Here is a 20,758-nt window from a genome sequence, read left to right on the forward strand (position 1 = left end):
CAGGAGACACACACCCCATGAGCACCCCCACCGGCGCCGTTAACCGACGTGGCCCGTTCCGCCCCGGCGAGCGCGTTCAAATCACTGATGAGCGCGGCCGCATCACCACCATCACCCTCGCCGAGGGCGGCGAGTACCATTCGCACCGTGGCTTTTTGAAACATGACGATTTGATTGGCGCCCCCGAAGGCACGGTCGTCACCAACACGCACGGGGTGCAGTACCAGGCGCTGCGGCCGCTGTACAAGGATTTTGTGCTGTCCATGCCGCGCGGTGCCGCCGTGGTGTACCCGAAGGACGCGGCACAGATTATTGTCAAGGGCGATATTTTCCCGGGCGCCCGCGTGGTCGAGGCCGGGGTAGGTTCGGGGGCGCTGTCCATTGCGCTGTTGCGGGCTGTAGGAGATTACGGCCGCGTGCACTCTTTTGAGCGCCGCGCAGAATTTGCTGAGGTTGCCCAGGCGAATATTGAGACCATGTTCGGCGGGCCGCACCCGGCCTGGGCGCTAAGCATCGGGGATCTGCAGGATACGCTGCCTGAAGCTGAGCAGCCCGGTAGTGTGGACCGGGTGGTGCTTGATATGCTCGCCCCCTGGGAATGCCTGGATGCGGTTGCTCAGGCGCTTGCCCCCGGCGGGGTGCTGGTCTGCTACGTGGCTACTGTTACCCAGATGTCCCGCCTGGTGGAGGGGCTGCGCCTAGATGGGCGGTTTACCGAGCCGGAATGCGATGAGACGATGGTGCGCGGCTGGCATGTGGAAGGGCTGGCGGTCCGCCCGGATCACCGGATGGTGGCGCACACCGCGTTTTTGGTGGTTGCCCGCCGCCTAGCGGATGGGTCGGCCCGGCTGGCACCGAAACGCCGTGCCTCAAAGAGCGATTTTTCGGATGCGGACATGGACGCGTGGATTCCCATGAACGTGGGGGAGCGTGAGGTGACCGATAAGAAGGTTCGCCGCGCCGTGCGGGACGCAAAAAACCTGGCGCAGAATGCGGCCGCCGCGCACCAGATCGCGGTTGAGGAAAGCCGCCAAGGCGGGGACGAATAAACGGTCAGCACACGCCCTGCACGGCGGGTACCCCACCACGCAGCACGTGTGGTGTAGTGGTTTTTACTGGTTTTCTTACGGGGAGCGAGGATTGATGAGCGGTTCAGAACCTGCACAGCACACGGAAACGCAAGGCCAGCAGCCCAGCCCGGCGCCGCACTATTCCGCGTCCTATGCTCAAACCCCCGGTGCTGCACCCGGGCCCATGCCCTCAGCGCGGGCTGTCAGCCCCCAAGAGTATGATGCGCTGCTCAGGCGGCTCAGCGCCGCCGAAAGCACCCGCACCAATATGGAGAGGAACATCCGCAGCGCCGGGGAGAAAAACCGCAAACTGGTGGAGGCGCTCACCCGCGCCAAAGCCGAAATTGAGCGGCTGCGGGTTTCCCTTGCCCAGCAGGTGATGCCGCCGCTGAATTCGGCGCTTATTCTTGCGGTAGGTACCGGCCGCACCACCTACACGCAGCTGGCGGACGGTAAAACCCCGGCAGAGACCGAAGACTACCTGGATGTGCAGGCTGGGGGTCGGCTGGTGCGTGTCCCCATATCACCGCTGCTTGAACGCAGCGACCTGGCCCCGGGCATGACCGTGCTGCTGAACGAGCAGTCCGAGGCGGTACTCTCACTCGGCTATGAGGGCTACGGTGATGTGGTGACGGTGCGTGAGGTGCTCACCGACGCTAAGGTGCTCATTGATACCGCTTCCGGGGCACAGCAGGTGGCGCGCATCGGCGGCGCCCTAGCCTCTGAAACGCTGCGAACCGGGGATGCTGTGACACTCGATACCCGCACCCGCATGATCACCGCGAAAGTACCGGCATCACGCTCCCAAGAGCTGGTACTTGAAGAAATTCCGGACATCTCGTACGCACAGATTGGTGGCCTCACCACCCAGCTGGAGCAGATCCGTGATGCGGTTGAGCTGCCCTATTTGCACCCCGAAATTTTTGAACGCTACCATCTGGCGCCGCCCAAAGGTATCCTGCTGTACGGCCCGCCCGGCAACGGTAAAACCATGATCGCTAAGGCAGTAGCGCACGCGCTGGCCGAACGCGCCGCCGCGCTAAACCCCGAGGCTAATACGCGCGGGTACTTCCTCAATATTAAAGGCCCTGAACTTCTCGATAAGTTCGTGGGCGAAACCGAACGGCAGATCCGGGATATTTTTACTGCGGCCCGCGAAAAAGCGCAGGCAGGGCACCCCGTGGTGGTGTTCTTCGACGAGATGGAGTCCCTCTTCCGTACGCGCGGCACCGGCCGCTCCTCCGATATTGAGACCACAATCGTGCCGCAGCTGCTTGCCGAAATTGATGGTGTGGAATCACTCAAAAACGTAATTGTTATTGGTGCAACCAACCGTGAAGACCTCATTGATGCGGCCGTGATGCGCCCGGGCCGCCTAGACCTAAAAATCCGTATTAACCGCCCGGACGCCGCTGGGGCAGCCGAAATTTTTGCGCTGTACCTCACCGACGACCTGCCGTTTGATACCGCCGAAGTGGACCGCCACGGATCGGTGGACGCCGCGGTTCAGGCGATGATTTCGGCAGCCGTGCAGCAGCTGTACTCGCGTACCCCCGCCAACGCCTACGCCATAGCCCGCGTAGACTCAGCACACGCCAAATCGGGGGCAGCAGTGACGGGGCACACGCTGTACCGCGGGGATTTCGCGTCGGGCGCGGTCATCCGCAATATTGTGGACCGCGCCAAAAAACAAGCCATTAAAGAGCAGCTGGACACCCTCATCACAGCCCCCGGTGTGCCCCCCGCAGTGGGAGAAATCACTGGAGGTATCGGCACCCGTCACCTGCTGGAGGCGGTACGCGCCGAGTTCGAAGATCAGGTGGAGTTGCCTCCGCTGCCGGATATTGAGGATGCGCTCGCCATGGCCGGGGCGCGCGGGCGGATTGTTTCGGTGGAGCCGGCCCACACCGCTGCCCGTGCTGTCCCTGACGAGTTGAAGGAGTAGCAGTCAGATGCGTACACCACGGTATGGGGTGTCCCGCGTGATGGGTGCGGAAACCGAATATGGGGTGATTGCCCCCGCCGCGCCCGGGACGAACCCCACCATCCTGTCGGCAATGGTGGTAAACACCTACTCTAAGCTGGTGGCTGCCCGGGAGGCTGCGCTGCGGGGAGAGGTTGAGTCCCGTGCGGCCCAAGCGCAGCGGGCCCTATGGTCTGCGGAGTCTGAGTCCCCGCTCACCGATGCGCTGGGGGGAACGATGAGCGAGGCGCAGGCACATGTGTCGCAGCTGACCCATACCCGCCGTGAGCTCACCAGCGAAGATATTGCTTTAGAGGCGCTGCGTGAGGCCGGTATTGATGGGGATCAGCAGATGATTCACGGCCGTGGCGGCTACCCGGAGCGGCTGGACTGGGACCGGGTTACGATGAACACGATCCTGCCCAATGGGGCACGTCTTTATGTGGATCATGCGCACCCCGAGTATTCGTCCCCGGAGACGCTCACACCCGCCCAGGCGGTGCTCTACGACGCGGCAGGTGATGCTATCGCGTATGAGGCTCTTGCTGAGATCGCCCGCCACGCCGAGGATCGTCTGCCCGCCGTGAAGCTGTATAAAAATAACACTGATTCTAAGGGCCAGTCGTACGGTGCCCACGAGAATTACCTGGTGGATCGTACGGTGCCTTTTGATGAGGTGGCTCAGGGGCTTCTGCCGTTTTTTGCAACCCGCATAATTTTCACGGGTGCCGGGCGTGTGGGTATTGGCGTCAATGGTGAGAAACCGGGTTTTCAGATTAGTTCCCGCGCCGACTTTTTTGAACGCACCGTGGGGCTTGAGACCACTATCCGGCGGCCTATTATTAATACCCGTGACGAGCCGCACGCCGATTCTGAGAGGTACCGGCGTCTGCATGTTATCCCGGCTGATGCTAACCTTTCTCACTACTCGAACCTGCTGAAGTTCGGTACTGCGGCGCTGGTGTTAAACCTGATCGAGTCGGGGCGGGTACCGTGCATCCAGCTCACCGACCCGGTGGCGGCGATGCACACGGTCAGTCACGATATGACCCTCAGCGCGCAGCTTCCTGTGGCGCAGTATCCCGGTGGTGCTGCAACCGCCACAGCCTTGGAGGTGCAGCGCACTTACCTGAAGGCTGCGCTGGCTCATGAAGAGAGCAACCCCGACGGTGTGGATGAGCCGACCCGGCAGATCCTTACCCTGTGGGGGCAGGTGCTGGATGCGCTGGGACGGGACCCGATGGAGCTTGCCGACCGCCTGGATTGGGTGGCGAAGTATGCGCTGGTGCGCGGCTATGTGGCTAAAGGTGTTGCCTACAGCGACCCCAAGCTGAAGGCGCTCGATTTGCAGTACGCTGATATTGACCCTCAGCGCGGGCTGTACCATCGGCTGGTTGCGCGCGGGCGTATGCGCACCCTGTTCACTCCGGAGCGTATTGCGCGGGCGGGGCGTACCCCACCGGAGCAGACCCGCGCCTATTTACGCGGCACTCTCATGAGCCGCTGGCCGGATGAGGTGATCAGTATGAACTGGGATACGGTTGCGTGCCGGGGTAAGTACTCGCGGGAGCTGACCCGGCTGGTGATGCCTGAGCCGACCCGCTATAACCGTTCGGAGGTTGAGCCGCTGCTGGAGCGGGCGCGGCATTCGGATGAGCTGTTACAGTTATTGGCGCGCGGTACTGCCGCCTCATAAACCCGTTCGTTGGCGGCGGTTCAGCAAGGCCGCCGCTTTTAGGTGAAGGAGAGAGTTGATTATGTCACGTGAACGTATGAGTGCCTCGGAGCCGCTGGGGCAGGAGCAGGCCCAGGAGCAGGAGCTGACGCTGGCTTCCCATTCGGCGGTGCAGGATGTGAGCGAGGTCGATGACCTGCTGGACGAGATTGATGGGCTGCTGGCTGAAAACGCCGAAGATTTTGTGACCGGTTTTGTGCAAAAGGGCGGCCAGTAGGACGCGGGGGCGCGGTAATAGCTGAAGCGCCCCGCACCGTAGTAGTGCCGGTGAGGAAGAAGAGTAGTGCAGCAACGCATCGTTGGTATTGAAACCGAGTTTGGTCTTAGCTACGTGCCCAAGGGCCTTGGCAGGCTTAGTAATGAGGAGGCGGCAGCGGCTTTGTTTAAGCCGGTGCTGGATGAGTGGCGCTCCACAAACGTATTCCTGCCAAATGGTGGTCGCCTGTACCTGGATGTGGGCTCGCACCCCGAGTACGCCAGCGCCGAGTGCGCCAGTATTGAGGAGCTGTTAGCGCAGGAGCGGGCCGGTGAGCTGCTGTTGGCGCGTTTAGCGCGGCAGGCCCAGCAGCGTCTGCGCACCGAAGGGGCACACGGGACGCCGCTTGAAGGGTCGTTCTACCTGTTGAAAAATAATGTGGACTCTGCGGGTAATTCCTACGGCAGTCACGAGAACTACCTGATTAGCCGTAAACTGGCGTTCCCCACGCTTATTGAGCAGCTGGTGCCGTTTTTAGTTACGCGTCAGATTCTGGTGGGCGCCGGTAAAACCCATCCGAAAGGCGGGCCGGTGTCTGGTTCGACTGACCCGGCTTCAGCGACCGGTGTGCCCTCGTTTTCGTTCTCTCAGCGGGCGGACCATATTTGGGAGGCGGCCAGCACCTCCACCTCGCGGGTGCGTCCACTGATTAATACTCGTGATGAGCCGCACGCGGATGCCTCAAAATACCGGCGGATGCACGTGATTAATGGGGACTCAAATATGGCTGAGCCGACCGTGCTGCTCAAGATTGTGAGTACGGATCTGGTGCTGCGCATGCTGGAAGATCGTTTCCCGCTGACCAGCCTGAATATTGTTTCAGTGCCTCAGGCGTTGCGTGCTGTTAGCCACGATATGAGCGGGTCCGCCGCATTTGAGACTGCTGACGGGCAGCGGTATACGGCCTTGAGTGTGCAGCGCCACTACCTGGATGCCGCCCGCAAGTACGTGGACTGGCATGGGGAGCATCATCAGCACGTGGGTTACGCCCTCGATTTGTGGCAGCGTACCCTGGATGCGGTGCACAGCGGCGACTACAGCAGTATTGATACCGAGATTGACTGGGCTATTAAGAAGAAACTGTTAGACGCCTATATTTCCCGGGTGCAGGCTGCGGGGCAAGAGACCAGTTACGCGAGCGCACGCATACGCCAGCTGGATTTGGCGTACCATGATATTGACCCGGATCGTGGGGTGTACCATGCGTTGGTGCGCCGTCAGGCGGTAAAAACTGTGTTACCTGCCGGAGCCGCCGAACATGCAATTGATGAGCCTCCAGCGACTCGCGCCCGGTTGCGTTCGCAGTTCGTTAAGGCGGCAAAGGCAGCAGGGGAGCAGTTCACGGTGGACTGGGTGCACATGCGGTTAAACGCCTACCCGCAGCATACTGTGGTGTGTAAAGATCCGTTCCAAACACACAGTGAACAGGTGGATGAGGTGGTCGCTATGCTGGGGCATAAACACCCCGAACCGCCCGCACCGCCGTTAATCTAGTTTTTGCTCTTGAGCCCGGGTGCAGCCCCCTTAGATGGTGGTTTCATCACTCACAGCGTACTGCGTGTGACCTTCCGCCCCTTGTGGCGGTAGCATGGGTTTTTGAGTGTCGATTCAAATCACCAACCAACCGAAAGGAAGCCTTCGTGCTGAAGCATCATAAAAAAGCAGCGGCCGCGTCTGTGTTGTGTCTGAGCTTACTGCTGAGCGCCTGTGGCAATAATACTAATAACGCCGATAATCCCCTTGATAAGGTACAGGTCGATATGAATGGGGCCACGGCAGCCCCTTCAGCCTCTTTTTCAACGCCTTTTTCGGTGGATCGTAACGTGTCACGTGTCATCGAAGAAGGCAGCGGTGAAGCTATCCAGGATGGCGATAATATTCTCGTCGAAATCACTCAGTTCAATGGGACTGATGGAAGTTCAAAGGATGCACAGGGCAGGGAACAGACCACCTACGCATCCGCCCCTTTCAACATCACGGTTAATGAGCAGTTGAAAGAAGAAGACCCCGAGGCATATGAGACAGTTAAGAAGCTGAAGGTCGGCGGCTCATTCATGATGAGTTCTAACCGGGATCCTCGCGTTCAGCCTTCACCGGGGGCTCCGGCTAAGACTGTCTCACCGGGCACTCCCACCAATGTTCAGGTCATTACCGTGAAGCAGAAGATTAACAACCTTGTCTCGGGTAAGGCTGAGGCGGAAGACCCGAAGCTTCCCAAGTTTACTCTGGACGAGAAGAGCGGTAAGGCTGAAATTAAGCTGCCGGAAGATAAGGGTGAGGAGCCGAAGGAGCTAGTCTCTAAGGATCTGATTGTCGGCTCGGGCGAAAAGGTTAAGGAGACCGATAACGTATACGCCAGGTACATGGGTGTGCGCTGGTCGGACGGTAAGGAATTTGAAAACCACTACAATGCTGATTCCACACAGCCGGTGGTCGGGTTCCCTCTGCAGCAGGTGATCCAGGGGTGGCAGAAGGGACTGGTAGGTAAGACTGTCGGTTCCCGTGTGGAGCTTATCATCCCTGCCAACCTTGCATACGGTGAGCAAGCACCAGAAAATACGAAGGGCGCCTTGGTGTTCGTGATCGATATTATCGATGCTAAGACTAACCATTCGGCGGTCAAAGCTAAGGAACAGACGGACGCTTTGAAGAAGCAAGCAGCTGAGAAGGCGGCTTCCGCCTCCGCTAATCCTTCTGGTGGTGCGGCTCCTTCGCAGACCCCGGCGCCCTCCGGTGATGGTTCAGCTTCCGCTTCTGCCAGCCCGGCTGCGACCGAGCAGAAACCTAGTGAGAGCGCATCCACCAAGTAGGTAGCCCGCAGTTTTGTGCGGTACCCGCGCTTTGAGGGCGCGCTGTCGCGGGTGTGCGGCCCGCGCACTCATTCACATCACTGAAATTAGTATTCTAAGGAGACACATGTCATTTGGTCAGCGTAACCTCGACCGGCAGAAGCCCGAAATCGAGTTCCCCGAAAATGGGGCCCCCACCGAGCTTGTGGTGAAGGATTTAATTGAGGGGCACGGCGCGCAGGTTGTGCCCGGCTCCCGCGTACTCGCCCACTATGTGGGGGTGGCGTTCTCAACCGGTGAGGAGTTTGACGCCTCGTGGAACCGGAATGAGCCGCTGCCGTTCCAGGTGGGTGTGGGCCAGGTGATCCGCGGCTGGGATGAGGGCCTGATCGGGATGAAGGCCGGTGGCCGCCGGCGCCTCGAAATCCCGGCTGATATGGCCTATGGTGATCGCGGTGCCGGCAGTGCTATCGCTCCGGGAGAGTCCCTGATTTTCGTGGTTGACCTATTAGAGGTTCGTTAACCACAGTCCGTCTAAAAGTAAAGGTGTTTTCGCTGCTGCGTCCTGCCTGAGCCAACCGGCTTCGGCGGGACGTAGCCGTTTTATAGGCGCTCGCCCCTGCCCATTCGGGCGGAAACCGTAGAATGGTGGGTATGGAAGAACTCTTCAGGGTGTACCATCTGCTGGCGTGCAGCCCCCGTTACGGTATTTCACGCACCGAATTTTTGGGTGCGCTCGGTATTAGGGTGGGGCGTGATGATGCGCTCAGCCCATCGCAGGAGCAGGAGTTTGAGCGCGCGAAGAAGGCGCTGCGTGATGCGGGTATTCCGCTGGTGAATACAGAAACCGGCGGGTACCGGTTACAGGTGGGGCCGAACCCGCTCACCGGGTGGGATATGACCGTTGAGGATTACCGGGTGCTCGATACTCTATGCAAAGGCTGGTACGGTACGGACCTGGAAGACAGCGCCCGCCGCATCCTGCGGAAGGCGGCCGCGAGCGTGCCGAACCTGCAGCATGCTAAAAAGCTGCACTCCCACACTGAGCCACTGACCCGCATCCGTTTTCAGGATGACCCGTACCTGGAAGAGATTTTTTCGGCACTGGCCGAACATAAAAACGTCTCAGTCTCCTACCAGAATTACAGTGGTGCCCGGCGTCAGAGCACCCTCTCGGTGTGGGGTGTGGGGCACCGTTACGGCAACTGGTATTTCGTGGGTTTTGACTCCTCGAAGGCACAGCCGCTAGCCCAGCAGCAGGGTTTCACATACCGGCTCTCCCGCATGGGGTCTTTAACGGTTCTTAAGACCGGGCCGAAGGCGTTCACGGCGGCGCCTGCGCAGTTCAGCATGGCTGATTCTCTTGACCGGCTGGGTCGGTGGCAGAACAGCACCCTCACCGTTGAGGACGCCCGCACCGGGCAGCAGTTTACGGTGCCTTCTTACGGGACAGTTGAGACCGCAACCGACGCCATCAGCAACGGCTGGCGTATACCGCATGCGGAGGATAATGAGCACCAGCGCACGGTTCGGCAGGTGCAGCAGCGTATCCTGCGTGAGCTGCAGCAGGCGCATGAGCACCCTGCTAAGACCCCAAGCGGGTGGAAGAAAAACACAACCCGCGATAGGCCTGATGCGGTAGATAAGCTGATTGACGCGCTTTTGGCGTTGCACTGTGTGCAGGCCACCGGTGAGCAGAGCCTGAAAACTATTGGTGCCGCCCTGGCGGTAGATACCGGCAAACCGAAGAAACTTCTTGATGCGTTCCGGGCGGTTGAGGCGCACTACGACCGTCACGTACCGGAGGATTCTTTACCGTTTGAGCGGGGTTTTGACGACCCGCAGACCAATCACAAGGGCGCGCACCTGGTGGAGTACCTGCCGTTGGAGGCGGGGCACCAGCTGTACGCGGGGGTTGCTTTCTCGGACGTGGAACTTGCTTTGTTAGTGTTCAGCCTGGATGCGGCACAGCATATTCTGGGCCGCAGCGAACAGCTGAGCAGGTTACGGGATACTATCGCCAACAGTTATGGTGACCGCGCCGGTGAGCTTTCCCGCGCTTTAAGTTTCCGCCCGGACGCACCGTGGCGTACCGAGATCCTGGAGGCGCTCGCATCGTCCCGGGCGTTACGCATCCGGTACGGAGATCAGGATTTTGAGCGGGTGATCGACCCGTATGGGCTGGTGTTCATGTATAACCAGTTCTACCTGTATGCGTTCTGCCGAACTTCTGCCGGGCGTGTGGGGCAGCGGGATGCGTGGCGTAATTTTAGGCTCAGCAGTATCACGCATCTTGAGGATGCTGGCCCAGCGCACCCGCGAACCCCGCCTGCTCACGCGCACACCCCGGAGCAGTGGAGTCGGGCCCAGCAGTTCGATGAAGATAACCCGTTCGCTCTTTTGCGGGTGCGGGTGGAGGCGCTGGGCAGCCCCGGTTCTTCTGCGGTGAAGGAGGCCTGCCGCCGTCTGCTGAGGGTCAGTTCGCACGCTGTTGCGCTTGATGCGGCTAAACCGAACAGCCCTAAAGTATTTCATCGGGTGCATTATTTTCCGGGGGAGCGGCAGCAGGGTATGAGGCGTATTCTTGATACGGTCATTGACGGCGGCGGGGCCCTGGAGCTGCTGGGCCCCCAGCAGTTACGGGCCGAATTATTGGACCGCATTGATGTGCTGATGGTTGAAGAAGGTTCGCCGGACGCTGAGTCGTAGGCCGTTCTTTCTGCACGCGAGCTTGTATAATATTAAGCATGCCGTGGTGGTTCTGGGTTCTGCTGTGGGGTGCGCTGAGTATTACCGCCCTGCTGTTTTTGGCGTTTCTTGGGTATAGGGCGCTCGTGAGGGGGTTTACTCTCCTTGATGATGTGACCACGTGGGCCGAATCAATTGAACAAAGTTTTGACGACGCCGAGGCGAATGTGCGCCGCAAAATACCCGCCGAGCAAACCTTGGGGATTTTCACCCCGGTATCTGCGGCATACAATAACTATGAACAAGGTAAACAGACACGCAGGTCTGAGCGGATCAAGCGACGGGTCTCCCGACGAGATCGACTCGGCCAACCTCAAAATATCGGAGACCTGCTCTAACACAGAAAGGTTCACACCTTATGGGTCAGATTTTTAGCCATCCGGCGACCATTATCGTTGTTATCCTCCTCATTGTCCTGCTTTTTGGCGCCCCGAAACTGCCCGGTATGGCGCGTAGCCTAGGCCAGTCGATGCGTATCTTCAAGTCTGAAGTTGAGGGTATGAAGAGTGACGGTAAAGAAGCCAAAAAAGATGGTGAAGGCAAGAAAGATGAAACCGTCACCGCCGAGGTTGTGGACAACGGTAAGTCCGACGCCAAGTAGCTGAAAACTTTAGAACCGTTCGGCCCGCACTTGTTAAACCCCTGTTTAACGGGTGCGGGTTAGTGGTAATCTAAAGTAGTTTCGGGGCGCACCGGGTTACCGGCCACCCCACATGAGGTAGAACATGCTCAACGCTGTACGTGCAGGGCACCGGTAGTGCCCGTACAGAGGCCAGAAAATCTGAAGTAGCGAGGACACGATGGCAAAGCCTGATCAGGATGTGCGCAGCCGCAAAAGCAATCCCGAGGCGCGCATGGAACTTAAGGAGCATCTGCGTGAGTTCCGGGACCGTCTCATTAAAGCAGCTATCGCCACCCTTATCGCGGCAATATTATCGGTTATTTTCCTTTACCAGCCGTTCATTAACGCCATCTCCCAGCCGCTGATCGAAATCAACGAGCAGCAAGGCCGCCACGCCACCCTGAACTACTCAACCATCGCGTCCCCGTTCGATCAGCTCATGCGCGTGGGCATGTACATTGGTTTGGTGCTGGCTTCCCCGGTGTGGCTGTACCAGGGGCTGCGGTACCTACTGCCGGCGCTGCACGCGAAAGAGAAAAAGTACCTGTTCGGGTTCCTTTCCGGTTCGCTGTTCGCTTTCGCCTGCGGTGTGGCGATCTCCTGGTGGACGCTGCCGGGGGTTGTGCGAGCGCTGACCATGTTCACCCCCAGCCGGGCCGAAAACATTATTGCCGCCAACGACTACATCGCGTTCGTGGTTAAGTTCATGTTCTTCTTCTCCTTAGCGTTCGTGATCCCCGTGATCCTGGTGGGTATTAATATGCTTGGGCTGATCCGCGGTAAAACCGTGCTGAAGTCCTGGCGGTGGGTGGTGGTGCTCGTGGCTGTTATCGCCGCTATGACCGCCCCAGGCACCGACATTATGATGATGTTCTACCTCATGGCACCGCTGCTGGCGTTCTTCTTCATCGCCATCGGCATCTGCCTCATTAATGACAAGCGCCGCGACCGTCGTGAGGCGAAACTTGCCAAGGGTATGACCGAAGAATCAATCAAGACCGCAACCAGTGCCGAAGACCTCGCCGCGATGGGCCATTTCGAAAAGGATGAGGCGAAGAACTAGCCCGCTCCATTGCGCACAAAGCCCCGGATAACCTGCACGTTTTCCGGGGCTTTACTGCACCGGTTTTACCACCCCCGGCTTTACATACGCCCCAGCGGATACCCGGTTTTTAGGGGTTGGTGTATCGGTAGAATAGAACCATGCCGAATAACGAGAACACCAGCTACGCCGCACAGTACCAGGCGGCTCAACAACGCGCCGCCCACGCAAAAACCGCCCTGGCGGCCTTCGAGAAAAACCTGGGGTTCCCGCTGGATGATTTTCAGCAAAGCGCATGCCGCAGTGTAGAGTCCGGTCGGGCGGTGCTGGTGGCTGCCCCCACCGGTGCCGGTAAAACCGTGGTGGGGGAGTTCGGTATCTACCTGGCGCTACGCAAACGTCTCAAAGCTTTCTACACCACCCCCATCAAGGCGCTCAGCAACCAGAAGTACCACGATTTTGTGCGAGAGTACGGTGAAGAGACCGTGGGGTTACTTACCGGGGATACGAGCATTAACGCCGAGGCCCCCGTCCTTGTGATGACCACCGAGGTGCTGCGCAATATGCTCTACGCCGATTCGCCCACCCTTGAGGGGCTCGGGTACGTCATCCTGGACGAGGTGCACTACCTTGCCGACCGGTTCCGCGGCGCCGTCTGGGAAGAGGCGATCATCCACCTTCCCGAACACGTCACTGTTATCTCCCTCTCCGCGACCGTCTCTAACGTCGAAGAGTTCGGGGCTTGGCTCGATACGGTGCGCGGCGGCACCGACGTCATCGTCTCGGAGCACCGGCCTGTACCTCTATGGCAGCACATGCTGGTCGGCAACCAAATCGTGGATCTTTTCACCCCCGACCCGGAGGAGAAGAGCGCATCGGGTGCCCGCCGCGCCACGAAACGCCCCCGAAAAGACGCCGACGAACACACCGCACCCGCCGGGATGCGCCTGAACCCGCAGCTCAAACAGCTCCGGCCCGGTTACGGGGCTGACCGGGGTTACCGAGGCCGTGGCGGCAAACGTGAACGGTTCCGCCGCACCCGCAAACACCACAGCACCGCCCAAACGTTCGAGAACAGCAGCCGCACACCCCACGCCGCACAGGACAACCCCCTGCGCCCGCACCGTATTTCCCGTCCGGAGATGGTACGCACCCTCGATAAAGCAGGGCTCCTTCCGGCCATCTGCTTCATCTTCTCCCGCGCCGGGTGCGACGGTGCCGTCACCCAGTGCATCGACGCCGACCTGATGCTCACCACCGACGAGCAGCAGCGAACCATCCGCGCATACATCGCCGAAGCCACCGCGCACCTTGACACCCGAGACCTCAACACTCTCGGCTACTATGAATGGCGAGAAGGGCTCCTTCGCGGCATCGCCGCACACCACGCCGGGATGCTGCCGCTCTTCAAAGAAACCGTCGAAACGCTTTTTACCACCGGCCTCATTAAACTTGTCTTCGCCACCGAAACCCTCGCCCTTGGCATTAACATGCCCGCCCGCACCGTCATCCTCGAAAAACTCACCAAATACAATGGTGAAACCCACGTAGATATCACCCCCGGCGAATACACCCAGCTCACCGGACGCGCAGGCCGGCGCGGCATCGACATTGAAGGCCACGCCGTCATCGCCTGGCGCCCCAACACCACCGCAGCGCACGTCGCATCCCTCGCCTCCACCCGCACCTACCCGCTGAACTCCTCATTCCGGCCCACCTACAACATGGCGGCAAACCTCATCGCAGCCTACGGGGCAGAACGCACCCGGAAAATCCTCGAATCCTCCTTCGCCCAATTCCAGGCCGACAAATCCGTCGTCGGCGTCGCAGCCCGCGTACGCAAAAACGAAAACGCCCTCGCCGGATACCACGAATCCATGCACTGCCACCTCGGCGACTTCGCCGAATACTTCGCATTACGCCGAGACATCAGCGCCCTCGAAAAGAAAGCAGAAAAAACAAACCAGCGCCACGCCCGCACCCAAGCGCACCAGAGCATCCAAGAACTACTGCCCGGAGACATCATCCACATCCCCACCGGGCGCCTGCGCGGATACGCCGTGGTCACCACCCGCGCCGAATCCAACACCGACCCCCGCATCGGAATACTCACCGAAGACGCCCACACCCGCACCGCAACCCCCCGCGACTTCGAAGGTATTATAGACCCCGTCTCACGCATCAAGCTCCCCAAACGGCTCACCCTCAAAACCCCCAAAGAACGCCGCGACACCGCCTCGCGCATGCGCCAAGCCCTCATCGACCACAAACCCCCACGCGAGACCAAACACCGCACCATCACCGAACGCCCCAACGGGCTACAAGAACAGCTAGAAACCCTACGCACCAAAATGCGCAACCACCCCTGCCACGGGTGCTCCGAGAGGGAAACCCACGCACGCTGGGCCGAACGCTGGTACAAACTCAACTCTGATACCGACGGGCTCCGCCGCCAAATAGCCCGCCGCACCAACACCATCGCCCACGTCTTCAACCGCATCGCACAACTACTGACCAGCTACGGGTACGTTAACCGCGCCACCGACGGTGAACTCACCCTCACCAGCACCGGCCAAAGCCTACGGCGCATCTACGGCGACAAAGACCTCCTCACCTGCCTCTGCCTCGAAGCAGGATTCCTCAACACCCTCGACCCCGCCGCCATCGCCGCAACCATCGCCGCCCTCACCTACCAAGGAAAACGCGACACCATCGAACACCTGCCCCGCTACCCCCACCCCTCCCTACGCGAAAGCATCACCACCATAAACCGTGAACTTGCACGGCTAAACGCCTCAGAAGAAGAACACAAACTCACCCAAACACCCGCCTGTGACTTCGGGCTCGTAGAACCCATCTACGCCTGGGCACGCGGCGCACACCTCTCCAAAGCCCTCGAAAACACTGACCTCACCGCAGGCGACTTCGTCCGCTGGGCAAAACAAGTCATCGACTCCCTCGACCAGATCACCCACATCAACGGCATCAACGCCGATTTACGCGCTCGCTGCGAAAAAGCCATCATCCTCATCCGCCGCGGCGTCATCGCCCTCGACATCTAACCTAAACCACCCCACCAGCGAACCCTAAGGACAAACACCATGACCATACGTGTACTCCTCAACGGCAGCATCTACACCCCAGCAGACCCCTACGCCACCGCCATACTCACCGAACACGGAACCGTCCGCTGGGCAGGCTCCGACGCCGGGGCACGCTCCATCACCGACAACACCATGGAAACCATCGACCTCAACGGCCAACTCGTCACCCCCACCTTCACCCGCGCCCTCGCACCCGTCACAGGAAAAACCACCGCCGAAATCCTCACCTACCTCACCACCGCACACCACGCCGGATACCACACCCACACCCTCACCACCGACCCCAACACCCTACAGCCGCTCATCGAAGCAGCCCAACAATTCACCAGCACCCACACCACCGCCGACCTGCGGATCCTCCTCACCAACACCCCACCACACGCCCTCACAGAAACCATCACCCACACCCGCGAAACCCTCAACGGCACCCCACTAACCCTCGCCGGCCTACACGCCAACACCCCAACAGAAGCCCAACACCTCGCTGACACCGCAGCCCAAACACAGCTAACGCTCTGCATCAACGCACACTCCCACCTCACCCAAGCAGCAGCCACCGCACAAACCATCCGCCGCACCCACCCGCACCTCACCCTACGCCTCGACACCATAAAAACCACACCCGAAGAAACCCTCAACGACCAAGAACTTCAGGCGCTCGCTAACTCACGTATCAGCCTCGGCCTGCAAACCACCGCAGAGAACGCAGACCTCGCCCGCCACGCAAACACCATCGGGACCCCCATCAGCATCGGCTCAGACCCCACACTCGACGCGCCACTAGGCTGGCAAGCAGTCAAAATATTCGCCACCGCCCCCCGCGGAATCTCCGCACGCTCCGCCTTCGCCGCACTCACCCGCAGCCCCCACCGTGCGCTCGCCGACGCTAACCCCTTCGCCGGTCAGCTCGTCCCCGACACCCCCGCCAACCTCGCCATCTGGAATGTCACCGAGCTCATGGTACAAGCCCCCGACTCACGCGTAGCCTCATGGAGCACCGACCCCCGCGCCCGCATCCCGCTGCTGCCAGCCCTCGACGTACCGTTACCCACACTAGAGCGCCTCTACACCCAGGAACAATAAAACCCGCCCCAGCCCCACCAACACCCCGAAATACATGTGAGCAAACTGAAAATTTACCTAAAATAACCCCCGCATCAAACACCCAATAACAGCACCCCACACCACAACCGGTATACTTGACCTCTAGGAGAAAGTTTTTACAATCCCACTCGCATTTAAGGACTCAGGGAGATTTATGCGCGTACTCACCGTTATTCCCACATACAATGAAAAAGAAAACCTTCCGGTCGTAGTGGAGCGCCTGCGCAAGGCAGCCCCCGAAGTCGATATCCTCGTTGTCGACGACAACAGTCCCGACGGCACCGGACAAATCGCCGACGACATGGCAGCCAAAGACCCCCAAATCCACGTACTGCACCGCACCGTCAAAGACGGCCTCGGCGGCGCATACCTCGCAGGATTCGACTGGGGCCTCGCCGAAGGCTACGAAATACTCATCGAAATGGATGCCGACTGCTCCCACCAGCCTGAGCAGCTTCCCTCACTCGTGCGCGCCGTAGAAGCCGGGGCAGACCTAGCCATCGGATCCCGGTACGTGCCCGGCGGCAAAACCAAAAACTGGCCCATCCACCGCCAGATCCTCTCCCGCGGCGCAAACCTCTACACCCGCACGATCCTCGGCACCAAAGTCAAAGACATCACCGCAGGCTTCCGCGCCTACCGCCGCGAAGCACTCCAGCGGCTCAACCTCGACGGCATCGACTCCAAAGGCTACGTCTTCCAAGTTGACCTCGCCTGGCGTTCAGAACAAGCCGGACTCAAAATCGTCGAAGTACCCATCACCTTCGTCGAACGCGAAATCGGGGCCTCAAAAATGACCGGCAACATCATCTTCGACTCAATGCGCAAAGTCACCAGCTGGGGCCTCACAAACCGAGTAAACACACTCAAGAAAAAATTCGGCAAATAAAGCCCCACACCTCAACAGGGTGCCCGAAACCACACAGGCCGGGCACCCTACGTGTTTCCCCACCCCACACACCATCCAGCAGGGGAGAAGAACCACCACACCCTCACGAAATCACCCGCCGAGCCAACCCATACAACATCGCCTCCAAACCCACCACAAAAGCATCCTCCGCCGGGGCAACAGCCCCACCCCGCAACATCCGATACGCCTCCTGCAAACGCGGATAATCGCCCCCAGCAACAGCAGGATCAAAAACGTGATCAGGCGCATTCGCATCCAAAGCGGCCCCCAAAAGAAACGCCTCCAACGCCTCAACCACACTCAGCGCCCGCTCCTGCGGACACCCAAACGCCGCCAGCGCCTCCAACACCAGCTCATACATCCGCAAAGTCTGCGGAGCCCACCCCACCGGAGTCAACGCCAAAGCCGCCACCAACTCCGCGCTCTCACTAAAAGCATCCCGATAAGAAACACCCCAGGCACCAAAAGCAGAAACCCACAACTCAGTCTTCGCCTGCACCGTAAGCTCCCGCTCAGCAAGAACCACAATAGCCTCCCGCAAAGAATCCACCCGAATTTCACTAACCACCGCATCACTAACAGCCCCCAAAACCTCATCACGAGACTGGAAATGGTTATAAAGAGACGACGGCGCCACTCTCAACTCCCGAGCCAACGCACCCATCGTAAAATTCCCATCCCGCGCAAGAAGCCGACGAGCTTGACGAGCGATCTTTGAAGCACTCAACACCGTAGAAGACGGACGCCCCACACGCCGCGAAGAAGAAAAACTCACACTACACCCCACATATCTTTCGCTATAAATTTTAATCTCAAAAACCCTCCCAATAACCGAAACACACAGGTAAAACCCGCAGATTTTACGCCCCAAGAAATCACCAACTTCAATTTATTTGTGTTCTGGGATACACTAAAACGAACAGAATTCGTTTTTAGAATTCGCCAAGCGAAAGGTGTAAGAACCGTGATACCCAAAGATGCAACCACGACCGAACTAACCCGCGACGTCGCAATCATCGGCGCGGGCCCCTCCGGACTAACCGCCGCATACCGCCTGCAACAGGCAGGCCACACCGTAGCCGTCATTGAAGCACGCGAACGTGTAGGCGGCCGCACCTGGAGCAACCACATCGACGGCGCATTCCTGGAAATCGGCGGCCAATGGGTCTCACCCGACCAGACCGCCCTAATCTCCCTCATTAGCGAACTAGGCCTCAAAACCTTCTCCCGCTACCGTGATGGCGAAAACCTCTACCGCGACCCCAACGGCACCATGCACCGCTACACGGGAGACATGTTCCCCGCCAACGAAAAAACCCAACAGGAAATGGTGCGCCTCATTGAAAAACTAGATGCGCTCGCCGCTGAGATTGGGGCGCAGCAGCCGTGGGCCCACCCCAAGGCCCGTGAGCTTGACACCATCAGTTTTCACCATTGGCTCCGCACGCAGTCGGATGACGAAGAAGCCTGCAATAATATTGGGCTTTTTATTGCCGGAGGCATGCTTACCAAACCGGCTCACGCGTTCTCGGCTCTGCAGGCGGTGCTGATGGCAGCTTCGGCTGGGTCGTTCTCTAATCTTGTTGATGAAGATTTTATTCTGGATAAGCGTGTGGTGGGCGGTATGCAATCCGTCTCTTTGGCTCTTGCGCAGAAGGTAGGAGCTGAGAATATTATCTTGGGTCATCCGGCACGTGTTCTGCGGTGGCAGGAGCCGGGGGAGTACCCGGTGCGTGTTGAGGCTGAGGCATTCTCGGAAGACGGCGTGGCTTCCCCTGCCGATAACGTTATCGTGCGTGCTAAATATGTGGTGGTGGCGGTTCCGCCGAACCTGTATTCCCGTGTTCATTTCGTACCTGCGTTGGATCGCCGTCAGCATCAGATGCATCAGCACCAGTCGCTGGGGCTTGTTATTAAGGTGCACGCCGTGTACCCCACTCCTTTCTGGCGTGATAAGGGTCTTTCAGGTACCTGTTTCGCCGCTAATAACCTGGTGCAGGAGATTTACGATAACACCAACTATGACCCGCAGACCGACCAGGAAGAGTCACGCGGCACGCTGGTAGGTTTCGTCTCAGATGAGGCAGCCGACAAAATGTTCACTATCAGTGCTGAGGAGCGTAAGGCTCGGATTCTTGATTCTATGGCTCAGATGCTGGGGGAGGAAACGAAAAACCCCATCGTGTACTACGAATCTGACTGGGGCGCCGAGGAGTGGACCCGCGGGGCATATGCTGCTAGCTACGATTTGGGTGGTTTGCACCGGTATGGTGCTGATCAGCTCACCCCGGTTGGGCCGATTTACTGGTCATGCTCTGATATTGCTTCTGATGGCTACCAGCATGTAGATGGTGCGGTACGGATGGGGGAGAAGACCGCAGCCACGCTGGATGCGAAGCTCAAATAGTCACCTCGTAAGAGCACACACGGGTAGCTTTACTGGGTGCATCTGAATACTAGGGTGCGCCCAGTAGAGCTACTGAATTTACGGATGGGAAATATGAAGTACGTTGTAGGGTATTCTCCTGATGCGCGTGGTCGTGCCGCGTTGAATTTAGGCACGGTCTTAGCCCGCTCTTTGGGGGCCGAGTTAAACGTTGTGTACGTTATTAAGCCGCAGAACCCTCGCCTTGCAGCTCCCAAATCAAACTTTGGTGACCTACTTCAGGAGCAGGCGGTGGGTTGGCTGGAAGAGGCGCAATATTTGGTGCCCACCGATGTGAAAGCGCGTTTTCATTTGCGTCGCGCTGATTCTGCGGTTGCGGGTCTTATGGAGTTAGCCGGAGCTATTGACGCAGGGCTGATTATTGTGGGCGGCGGCAATAGCGGCAATTGGTTATGGCACTCTTTGGGGGCAGTGGGGAACGCGCTTTTACACCGTTCCCGTGTGCCTGTTGCCTTAGCGCCGCGTGATTACAGCGCGGATCACGTCATTAATCAGATTGATTGTGCAATTTCTCCTGATATTGATTCGATTAACCTCGTGGAAGAGGCTATCGCCACCCAGAATCGAACGGGTTTACCGGTGCGTTTAGTTTCGTTGTATGAGCAAAACGGGACAGCGGATGACGAGTTGTACCGGGCCAGTATTGAAGATTTGGTGGAACAGTCAAACGTTACACCGCAAAACCCGCAGCAGCTAAGTATCGCAGTGGGCGCTGGGACCACGATCGTGGAGGCAGTGGATTCTGTGCACTGGGATGAGAACGCTATTTTAATGGCGGGCTCTTCCAAACTGGCTCAGCGCGGCGAGTTGTTCCTGAGTTCTACAACCGCGAAGATTATGACTAAGCTGCCTATCCCGCTGGTGGTTGTCCCACGCGATTACCATCCAGGGCGTAAAGGGTCGCAGCAGCAGCCGTGGACGGGTTCCATACCGGTCATTGAGTAGCCGCAGGGCATTGTTATATTTCGG

Annotated in this window: 17 protein-coding genes; 16 read left to right on the forward strand and 1 reads right to left on the reverse strand. The window is 59.0% G+C overall.

The window, feature by feature from the left end; genetic code table 11:
- Positions 1-17 precede the first annotated feature (17 nt).
- The 14 genes from D8M41_RS03825 (at position 18) to D8M41_RS03890 (ending at position 17,322) form a co-directional block, all read left to right on the forward strand.
- The gene (locus D8M41_RS03825) at positions 18-1,049 is read left to right on the forward strand and encodes a tRNA (adenine-N1)-methyltransferase (protein ID WP_006887137.1); all 1,032 of its coding nucleotides are present in this window, start codon (positions 18-20) and stop codon (positions 1,047-1,049) included.
- Positions 1,050-1,143: 94 nt separating this feature from the next.
- On the forward strand, positions 1,144-3,015 hold the full coding sequence (gene arc, locus D8M41_RS03830; protein WP_126926439.1) for a proteasome ATPase: 1,872 nt from the start codon (positions 1,144-1,146) through the stop codon (positions 3,013-3,015).
- A gap of 7 nt (positions 3,016-3,022) precedes the next feature.
- On the forward strand, positions 3,023-4,729 hold the full coding sequence (dop, locus tag D8M41_RS03835; RefSeq protein ID WP_126926440.1) for a depupylase/deamidase Dop: 1,707 nt from the start codon (positions 3,023-3,025) through the stop codon (positions 4,727-4,729).
- A 61-nt stretch (positions 4,730-4,790) separates the two neighbouring features.
- Complete coding sequence (locus D8M41_RS03840) at positions 4,791-4,985, forward strand: ubiquitin-like protein Pup (RefSeq protein ID WP_006887166.1); 195 nt, start codon at positions 4,791-4,793, stop codon at positions 4,983-4,985.
- A 66-nt stretch (positions 4,986-5,051) separates the two neighbouring features.
- A complete protein-coding gene (gene pafA, locus D8M41_RS03845) occupies positions 5,052-6,518 on the forward strand; it encodes a Pup--protein ligase (RefSeq protein ID WP_126926441.1) in 1,467 nt (488 codons plus the stop codon).
- Between the two features lie 146 nt (positions 6,519-6,664).
- Positions 6,665-7,834 (forward strand): FKBP-type peptidyl-prolyl cis-trans isomerase, encoded by a 1,170-nt coding sequence (locus D8M41_RS03850; RefSeq protein WP_006887258.1) that lies wholly within the window; start codon positions 6,665-6,667, stop codon positions 7,832-7,834.
- 106 nt (positions 7,835-7,940) lie between these two features.
- Positions 7,941-8,336: an FKBP-type peptidyl-prolyl cis-trans isomerase gene (locus D8M41_RS03855; RefSeq protein ID WP_006887121.1), complete on the forward strand. Its 396-nt coding sequence runs from the start codon at positions 7,941-7,943 to the stop codon at positions 8,334-8,336.
- A gap of 131 nt (positions 8,337-8,467) precedes the next feature.
- Positions 8,468-10,522, forward strand: coding sequence for a helix-turn-helix transcriptional regulator (locus D8M41_RS03860; RefSeq protein WP_161970770.1), 2,055 nt, complete (start codon positions 8,468-8,470; stop codon positions 10,520-10,522).
- A gap of 38 nt (positions 10,523-10,560) precedes the next feature.
- Complete coding sequence (locus D8M41_RS03865; RefSeq protein WP_006887286.1) at positions 10,561-10,899, forward strand: hypothetical protein; 339 nt, start codon at positions 10,561-10,563, stop codon at positions 10,897-10,899.
- A gap of 20 nt (positions 10,900-10,919) precedes the next feature.
- Positions 10,920-11,162: a Sec-independent protein translocase subunit TatA gene (tatA, locus tag D8M41_RS03870; RefSeq protein ID WP_006887266.1), complete on the forward strand. Its 243-nt coding sequence runs from the start codon at positions 10,920-10,922 to the stop codon at positions 11,160-11,162.
- Between the two features lie 199 nt (positions 11,163-11,361).
- Positions 11,362-12,246 (forward strand): twin-arginine translocase subunit TatC, encoded by an 885-nt coding sequence (tatC, locus tag D8M41_RS03875; protein WP_006887189.1) that lies wholly within the window; start codon positions 11,362-11,364, stop codon positions 12,244-12,246.
- Between the two features lie 140 nt (positions 12,247-12,386).
- Positions 12,387-15,287, forward strand: coding sequence for a DEAD/DEAH box helicase (locus D8M41_RS03880; protein WP_126926442.1), 2,901 nt, complete (start codon positions 12,387-12,389; stop codon positions 15,285-15,287).
- A gap of 39 nt (positions 15,288-15,326) precedes the next feature.
- Complete coding sequence (locus D8M41_RS12110; protein ID WP_006887244.1) at positions 15,327-16,412, forward strand: hypothetical protein; 1,086 nt, start codon at positions 15,327-15,329, stop codon at positions 16,410-16,412.
- Positions 16,413-16,587: 175 nt separating this feature from the next.
- Positions 16,588-17,322 (forward strand): polyprenol monophosphomannose synthase, encoded by a 735-nt coding sequence (locus D8M41_RS03890; RefSeq protein ID WP_006887190.1) that lies wholly within the window; start codon positions 16,588-16,590, stop codon positions 17,320-17,322.
- 103 nt (positions 17,323-17,425) lie between these two features.
- On the opposite strand, the gene D8M41_RS03895 is transcribed toward D8M41_RS03890, so the two are convergent.
- The gene (locus tag D8M41_RS03895; RefSeq protein ID WP_236588887.1) at positions 17,426-18,118 is read right to left on the reverse strand and encodes a TetR/AcrR family transcriptional regulator; all 693 of its coding nucleotides are present in this window, start codon (positions 18,116-18,118) and stop codon (positions 17,426-17,428) included.
- Positions 18,119-18,307: 189 nt separating this feature from the next.
- On the opposite strand from D8M41_RS03895, the gene D8M41_RS03900 reads away from it, so the two are divergent.
- On the forward strand, positions 18,308-19,750 hold the full coding sequence (locus tag D8M41_RS03900; RefSeq protein WP_006887318.1) for a flavin monoamine oxidase family protein: 1,443 nt from the start codon (positions 18,308-18,310) through the stop codon (positions 19,748-19,750).
- A 93-nt stretch (positions 19,751-19,843) separates the two neighbouring features.
- Positions 19,844-20,734 carry a universal stress protein gene (locus tag D8M41_RS03905; protein ID WP_006887247.1) on the forward strand — a complete coding sequence of 297 codons (891 nt, stop codon included), beginning with the start codon at positions 19,844-19,846 and terminating at the stop codon, positions 20,732-20,734.
- Positions 20,735-20,758: the final 24 nt, after the last annotated feature.

This window comes from Rothia sp. HSID18069 (genome assembly GCF_003989155.1).
GTDB lineage: Bacteria > Actinomycetota > Actinomycetes > Actinomycetales > Micrococcaceae > Rothia > Rothia aeria.